At 68.3% G+C, this 7,138-nt stretch carries 6 protein-coding genes; 1 reads left to right on the forward strand and 5 read right to left on the reverse strand.

Annotated elements, in window-relative coordinates; all coding sequences use genetic code 11:
- Positions 1-68 precede the first annotated feature (68 nt).
- The gene (locus G6016_RS02700; RefSeq protein WP_182631168.1) at positions 69-1,721 is read right to left on the reverse strand and encodes an AMP-binding protein; all 1,653 of its coding nucleotides are present in this window, start codon (positions 1,719-1,721) and stop codon (positions 69-71) included.
- A 192-nt stretch (positions 1,722-1,913) separates the two neighbouring features.
- Between G6016_RS02700 and G6016_RS02705 the strand changes: the two genes are divergently transcribed.
- The gene (locus tag G6016_RS02705; protein WP_182631169.1) at positions 1,914-2,993 is read left to right on the forward strand and encodes an alpha/beta hydrolase; all 1,080 of its coding nucleotides are present in this window, start codon (positions 1,914-1,916) and stop codon (positions 2,991-2,993) included.
- A 165-nt stretch (positions 2,994-3,158) separates the two neighbouring features.
- Here G6016_RS02705 and G6016_RS02710 read toward each other — a convergent pair whose 3' ends face one another.
- From G6016_RS02710 to G6016_RS02725, 4 genes are read right to left on the reverse strand one after another with little or no spacing between them, the layout of a single operon-like run.
- Positions 3,159-4,331 (reverse strand): thiolase C-terminal domain-containing protein, encoded by a 1,173-nt coding sequence (locus G6016_RS02710; protein ID WP_182631170.1) that lies wholly within the window; start codon positions 4,329-4,331, stop codon positions 3,159-3,161.
- Positions 4,328-4,777: a MaoC family dehydratase gene (locus G6016_RS02715; RefSeq protein WP_338403483.1), complete on the reverse strand. Its 450-nt coding sequence runs from the start codon at positions 4,775-4,777 to the stop codon at positions 4,328-4,330. Before G6016_RS02715 ends, G6016_RS02710 begins: the two co-directional genes overlap by 4 nt.
- Complete coding sequence (locus tag G6016_RS02720) at positions 4,774-5,865, reverse strand: bifunctional MaoC family dehydratase N-terminal/OB-fold nucleic acid binding domain-containing protein (protein WP_182631171.1); 1,092 nt, start codon at positions 5,863-5,865, stop codon at positions 4,774-4,776. Before G6016_RS02720 ends, G6016_RS02715 begins: the two co-directional genes overlap by 4 nt.
- A 52-nt stretch (positions 5,866-5,917) precedes the next feature.
- The gene (locus G6016_RS02725; RefSeq protein WP_182631176.1) at positions 5,918-7,081 is read right to left on the reverse strand and encodes an acyl-CoA dehydrogenase family protein; all 1,164 of its coding nucleotides are present in this window, start codon (positions 7,079-7,081) and stop codon (positions 5,918-5,920) included.
- Positions 7,082-7,138 lie beyond the last annotated feature (57 nt).

A 7,138-nucleotide genomic window follows, 5' to 3' on the forward strand; every position in this document is an offset into this window, starting at 1 on the left:
TGCACGCGCGAAGGCCGGGTCCACCTCGTGGCGGACCCGGCCTCCGGGTGTCGTTCAGGGTGCGCCGATCAGTTGGCGGCCACCGTGTCCTTGGCCCACTTGTAGTCGGCCTTGCCCGCCGGCGAGCGGCGGATCTCGGGGACGTCGACAATCGTCTTGGGCACCTTGTAGTTGGCCAGCGACTCGCGCAGGAACGCGGTCAGATCCTCGAACGAAGCATGCTGCCCCTCGCGGAAGGACACCACGGCGGCGACCTTCTGTCCGAAACGCTCGTCCGGGGCGCCGGCGACCAGCGCGTCGTGGACGGCCGGGTGGGCCTTGAGCGCCTGCTCGACCTCCTCCGGGAAGACCTTCTCGCCACCGGTGTTGATGGTGCCCGAACCGCGGCCCAGGAACACGATCGTGCCGTCGGCGCGGATCTGACCCATGTCGCCCAGGATCGAGACGCGACGCCCCTCGACCACGGGGAAGGTTTTGGCGGTCTTCTCCGGATCATTCCAGTAGCCCACCGGGATGTGGCCGCGCCGCACGATGTAGCCGACCTCCTCGGAGCCCGGCGCGATGGGATTGTTGGACTCGTCGATCAGGCCGATCTTGGCGCTGGACGGGATCGTCAGCTCGGCCTTCTCGGTGATGGCCAGCTCGCCGTCATTGCCCGACTCGGACGCACCGAAGTTGTCGCGCGTCATGATGTTCGGCAGGACCTCGAGGAGGCGGTCACGCGTGGCCTTGGACCAGATTCCGCCGCCGGAGGCGACCATGAACAGCGAGCTGAAGTCCAGCTTGTCCTTGTTGGCCACGATCGCGTCGGTGATCGGCACGGCCATGCCGTCGCCCACGAACACCAGCAGCTGGCCCTGACGCTCGGCGACGGTCTCCACGATGGTCTGCGGGTCGAAGTCGCGGAACATCAGCAGGTGACCACCGAGGTTGACGAAGGTCAGCAGCGTGAACAGGCCGGCGCCGTGCATCAGCGGCGCGGACACGACCACGCGGAAGCCGCCGTCGGGGTTGATGTGCTCGGCCACCTCGGCCGGGCTGTGGCGCTTGTCGCCGTACGGGTTACCACCCGACAGGCACGCGTAGTAGTAGTCCGACTGGTTCCACTGCACGCCCTTGGGGAATCCCGTGGTGCCGCCGGTGTAGACGATCCACTTGTCGTCGCCCCGAGCCTGCTCGAAGTCGCGCTCGGCGGACTGCTTGGGCATCTCCGCGTCCAGGTCGACGACCGCGACGCCGGCCTCCGCGGCGGCGGTGGCCAGCACCTCCTGTACACCGCCCACCGCGAAGAGGGTCTTGACGGTCTCGAGCTTGGGCAGCGCGGCCGCCATCGTCTCGGCGAACTCGGAATCCACCAGGACAGCCGTCGACTGAGAATCGTTGAACAGGTAGACCAGCTCGGCCGGGGTGTAGCGGTAGTTCACGTTGATGCCGGCCACCCGGATCTTCATGCTGGCGATGATCGCGGCCAGGTGCGGCGTGCTGTTCTTCATGTACAGCGCGATGTGGTTGCCCGGCTCGACACCGTTGGCCTTGAGCAGGTGACCCATCTGGTTCGCCAGATCGTCGATCTGCCGGTACGTGAAGTCCTCACCGTCCATGGTCAGAAGCAGGTTGTCCGGGATCTTGTCGGCAATTGCCTCGAAGACCAGGGCCTGGTTCATGTCAGAATTGGTCCCGGCGAGGGGATCGGACGTGTGATCGGCTGCTGCGTCGGTCATCGCGGGAATAAATCCTTATCACTGAGGGCAGATGTGTCTACTGTCACATTGTGACCTGAACTTGTTCTCGTGTCCAGACCCACCTGTGGCCTGCGGAATCCCTTGAGAACAAGAACGAGTTCTAGCTGTGAGTTCATCGTAGCAGCGGCGATTCGACACCCGTCATGTCGCCGTACGACATACATTGCGGGCATGAGTGGATCACGCCCGAGACGCAAGAGCGCGCCGTACGACGGCGGACTCAGACTTCCCCAGGCAACGGGCACCGGAGACGTCCCGTCCGACGGTCAGCGTTCCGCCGACATCCAGGCCGAGCGGCCCTCCCAGCGCACGCCGACGCTCGCCGGCCCCGGCGTCCAGGGAACCCTGCGCGCCCGCGGACTCGCCGGAGGCCTGCGACTGTTTGTCCGACCCGCCCTGGATCGGATGCCGCCCACCGAGTCCTCACTCAACCGGCTCCGGGCCCTGACGTCCGGCGCCGGTCGGGCCGCCGCGCTCGAGAGCACCAACGACTGGTCCTCGGACGGACCGGTGCCCGGCCTATGGGTGGGGCGCAAGCGGTTCTTTGACTCAGACAAGGTCATCTACCACATCCACGGCGGCGGGTTCACCTTCGGTTCGCCCTGGTCACACAAGGCTCTGGCCTCGCGAATGGCCGCCGAGACCGGCACGCCCGTGTTCCTACCGGACTACCGACTCGCGCCAGAGTACCCGTTCCCCGCCGCGGTCGACGACACGATCGCCGGGTGGAAATGGCTCATCGACAGTGGCTTCCCCGCCGAGAACATCGTGGTCTCGGGCGACTCCGCGGGCGGCAATCTCGCGCTGCAGCTGATCGCCCACCTCGAGCAGTCGGGTGAGCCGATGCCCACGGGCGTCGTCCTCATGTCCCCCTGGGTCGACCTGGATTTTTCGGACATGTCCGCCCGCGATAAGGCCAAGAAGGACCCGTTCCTCGCCCTGGGAATGGCCGAGTTGTGCCGCGTCCAGTACGCGCCCGAGATCAGCGCCGACGACCCGCGGATCTCGCCCATCAACTACACGCCGTCTGCCGACTGGCCGCCGTTTCTCATCCAGTGCGGTGGCGCCGAGAACTTCGCCGGTGGGATCGCCGCGATGGCCGAGAAGTTCGCCGCGCACGGGGTGACCCACGAGTTCCAGCTCTGGCCGGACCAGTTCCACGTGTTCCAGGTGTTCCACCCGCTGGTCCCCGAGGCCAAGCTCGCGTTGCGAGACATCGGCTCGTTCGTGCGGGGCTGCCTCCACGGCTAGCGCTGCGCCACCCGGACGCCGCCCAGGCCAGGCCTCACCCGGCCGAGCCAGGGCCGGAAACGACAAGAGTGTTCCGCACACCTCCCTCTCGGACAACGTGTGCGGAACACTCTTGGCGATGGCGGCAGCGGCCGCCGGGGCCGGGCCAGGCGGGCCAGACCGGGGTCAGACGGTGAGCACCAGTCCCGAGGTGGGGACGCCGGTGCCGGCGGTGACGACGAGCTTCTCGGCTCCCTCGACCTGGTTCACCGAATCGCCGCGCAGCTGGCGGACGCCCTCGGCGATACCGTTCATGCCGTGGATGTAGGCCTCGCCCAGCTGGCCGCCGTGGGTGTTGATCGGCAGCCGGCCGCCCACCTCGAGGGCGCCCGGCTCGCGGACGAAGTCCTTGGCCTCGCCGCGTCCGCAGAAGCCCAGTTCCTCGAGCTGCATGAGGACGTACGGGGTGAAGTGGTCGTACAGGACGGCCATGTCCATGTCCTCGGGGCGCAGCCCGGACTGGTTCCACAGCTGGTCGCCGACGATCCCCATCTCCGGCAGGCCGGCGAGCTCGGGACGGTAGTACGAGGTCATGATGTACTGATCCGGCCCGGAGCCCGACGCCGCGGCGGCGATCGAGACCGGCGTGTGCGGCAGGTCCTTGGCGCGCTCGGGCGTGGTCACCACGATCGCCTGTCCGCCATCCGACTCCTGGCAGCAGTCCAGCAGGTGCAGCGGCTCGGCGATGTAACGGGAGTTCTGGTGATCCTCCAGCGTGATCGGCTTGCCGTGAAAGAACGCGGCCGGGTTGACGGCGGCGTGCTTGCGGTCCACCACTGCGATGCGGCCGAGGTCCTCGCTGGTCGCGCCGTACTCGTGCATGTAGCGCTGGGCGACCATCGCGACGAACCCGGCGGGCGTGGACAGCCCGTGCGGGTAGGAGAAGGCGTTGTCGGTGCCGGAGGAGTTGACCTGCTGCACCAGCGAGGCGTTGACCTGGCCGAACCGCATGCCGGAGCGCTCGTTGAACGCGCGGTAGCAGACCACGACCTCCGCGACGCCCGTGGCGACGGCCATCGCCGCCTGCTGCACGGTCGCGGCCGCCGCCCCTCCGCCGTAGTGGATGCGAGAGAAGAAGTTCAGGTGACCGATACCGGCGGCGCGCGCCACGGCGATCTCGGTGTTGGTGTCCATGGTGAACGACACGAGGCCGTCCACGTCCGCGGGCGTGAGTCCGGCGTCGGCGACGGCGGCCTGCACGGCCTCGGCGGCCAGGCGCAACTCGGAGCGACCGGAGTCCTTGGAGAAGTCGGTGGCGCCGATCCCGACGATCGAAGCCTTGTCCGCGAGAGAGCTCACTGCGGGTCTCCGTTCATGTAGAGGGTTGCCGTCGAGGTGACGTGCGCACCCAGCGAGTCGTTGCCGACGATCTTCAGCGTGACCAGACCGTCATCGGCGATCTCCGTGACCTCGCCGGTCAGGGTGAGGGTGTCGTAGGCGTACCAGGGCACACCGAGTCGCAACTTGATGGAGGTGATCCGCGCCTTCTGACCGGCCCAGTCGGTGACGTACCGCTGCACGAGACCGGTGTCGGTGAGGATGTTGACGAAGATGTCCTTCGAGCCCTTCTGCTGGGCCAGATCCCGGTCGTGGTGAACATCCTGGAAGTCCCGCGTCGCCAGGGCCGAGGCCACGATGAACGTGGGGGTCCCCTCGATCGCCAGCTCGGGCAGGGTGTCCCCCACTCGGGCGGCGGGCGGAGTGGCCGGGCAGACCACGGCAGTACCTGCGTTGTTGTCGCTCACTTGGTGCCACCTTCCTTGACCTCGGGCATCTGGCGGTCGACGACCGGTGCACCGACCGGCCGCCACGCGTACAGCGTCCACGGCTCGGTGCCGAACGCCGCATCCTCGCTGGTATCACCGGGCATGTCGAGGAACTCGACCTCGACCTCCATGCCGATCTTGACCTCGGCCGGGTCGACGTCACGCAGCTCCCCGAGCATGCGTACGCCCTCGGCCAGCTCGACCAGGGCGATCACGAACGGGAACCTGGTGCGGCCTGGAACGCGCGGTGCGTGGTGGTTGACGAAGCTGTAGACGGTGCCGCGCCCGGAGGACACGACGTAGTCCGTCTGCTCGGTCTTGTCCTTCCACAGGGCCGGCACGGGCGGGTGCTGCAGGGAGCCGTCCTCGCGCTTCTGGATGCGCAGCTCGTGGGCGGCCACACCGTCCCAGAAGAAGCGGGTGTCCTGGGAGACGGACGGGCGCATGACCTTGCCCACCACCAGATCATCGGTGGCGGAGCCGGAGCTGGCCACGATCTGGTCGGCGGCGGGTTCGGCCGGCTCGGCGTTGTTGACCGGTGGCCGGAACTTGAGGATCCGGAAGTCCATCTCGGCCACGACCTCGTCGCCGACGCGCCAGAAGTTGCGGGTGGTGAAGAACCAGCCCTCTCCCAGGCCGGTCTTCTTGGGGCCGACCACGTCGGTCAGGACCGACGAGATGGTGACCTCCTCGCCGGGCCGGGTGTAGCGGTGGTAGGTCGAGTCACAGTTGGTGGCCACGACCGAGGTGAAGCCCTCTGCGTCCAGCAGCTCGGTCATGACGCCGAGCGGGTCGTCGTCCTCGCGGGTCTTGCCGAGGCCACGCATGGTCCACACCTGCGCCATCGCGGGCGGGGCGACGAGCCCGCCGTGGCCCGCCGCGACGGCGGCCTCCTCGGACTCGTAGATCGGGTTGGCGTCGCCGATGGCCTCGGTCCAGTTGCGGATCATCGGCGTGTTGATGGGGTCGCGGCCCGCGCGGGGGGCGCTGCCGCCCGCGGCGCGGAGCTCCTCGGCCGCGGCGAGGATGCGCGTGGCCTGGGCGTCTGCTGGAGTGTCGTCACTCATGGGTGCCTTCTCGTTGGGTGCTGGGAGTGGCTGGGGTCGGTGGGCACGGGGATCATCGCGCGGTGCGGGGCATGCCGAGGCCGCCCATGCAGGTCAGCTCGCGCATGACCTCGTTGACGCCGCCGCCGAACGTGATCACGACGTTGCGCTTGTTCATCATGTCGAACCAGCGCTGCAGCCTGGCCGTGCCGGCATCGGTGGGGTCGCCGAAGCGACCGAGCAGCTCCTCGGCGATGCGGCCGACGTGCTGGATCTTCTCGGTGGAGAACACCTTGGAGGCGGCGGAGTCGCCCATCGACGGGTTGTCGCCCATTGCGGAGACCTGCCAGTTGAGCAGCTCGTTGAGGCGGACGATCGCGAAGATCTCGGCCAGGCCGTCGCGAACCTCGGGACGGTCCAGGTGGCGCACCCCGTCGGGACCGGTGCCGCGGGCCCACTCGGCCAGCTCATCGTAGTAGCCGCCGGGCCGCCCGGAGGGGGCGAGCATGACGCGCTCGTGGTTGAGCTGGGTGGTGAGCATCTTCCAACCGCCGTCGACCTCGCCGACCACCATGTCGGCGGGCACGCGCACGTCTGAGTAGTAGGTGGCGTTGACGTGGTGCGCGCCGTCGCAGGTGATGATCGGCGTGAACGAGAAGCCGGGGTCTTTGGTGTCGACGATGAAGATCGTCAGACCGCGGTGGCGGGAGTCCGGCGCGCCGGTGCGGGCGGCGAGCCAGATGTAGTCGGCGTGGTGACCGCCGGTGGTCCACATCTTCTGACCGTTGATGATCCAGTCGCCGGTGGCCTCGTCCTTCTTTGCGGTGGTGCGCAGCGACGCGAGGTCGGTGCCGGCATCCGGCTCGGAGTAGCCGATCGCGAAATGCACGGTGCCCTCGAGGATGCCGGGCAGGAACTTCTCCTTCTGCTCCTGCGTACCGAACTTCTGCAGCGTCGGGCCGACGGTCTGCAGCGTCACCGAGGGCAGCGGCACGTCGGCGCGCGTGGCCTCGTTGGTGAAGATCTGCTGCTCGATGTGGCCGAAGCCCTTGCCGCCATACTCGGTGGGCCAGCCCACGCCGAGCCAGCCGTCGCGGCCCATCCGCTTGATGATCTCCTCATATGTAGAGCCGTGGCGGGTGGTGCTGATGTCCGCGGCCTCCTCCGGCGAGATGAGGGTCGCGAAGTACTCGCGCAGCTCCGCCTGCAGGGCGCGCTGGGCGGGGGTGAGGTCGATGAAGGCGCCGTCCGCCTCGCCGCCGGAGCCGTCCGCCGCGCCGCCGTCCGCCGCGCC

Origin of the sequence: Dietzia aerolata (genome assembly GCF_014144865.1) — a bacterium.
In the GTDB taxonomy this organism is placed as follows: Bacteria; Actinomycetota; Actinomycetes; order Mycobacteriales; family Mycobacteriaceae; genus Dietzia; species Dietzia aerolata.

Excerpts from the sequence above, each read along its gene's own strand:
- G6016_RS02700 (WP_182631168.1), bottom strand. The coding sequence starts at position 1,721 with ATGACCGACGCAGCAGCCGATCACACGTCCGATCCCCTCGCCGGGACC.
- G6016_RS02705 (WP_182631169.1), top strand. The coding sequence starts at position 1,914 with ATGAGTGGATCACGCCCGAGACGCAAGAGCGCGCCGTACGACGGCGGA.
- G6016_RS02720 (WP_182631171.1), bottom strand. The coding sequence starts at position 5,865 with ATGAGTGACGACACTCCAGCAGACGCCCAGGCCACGCGCATCCTCGCC.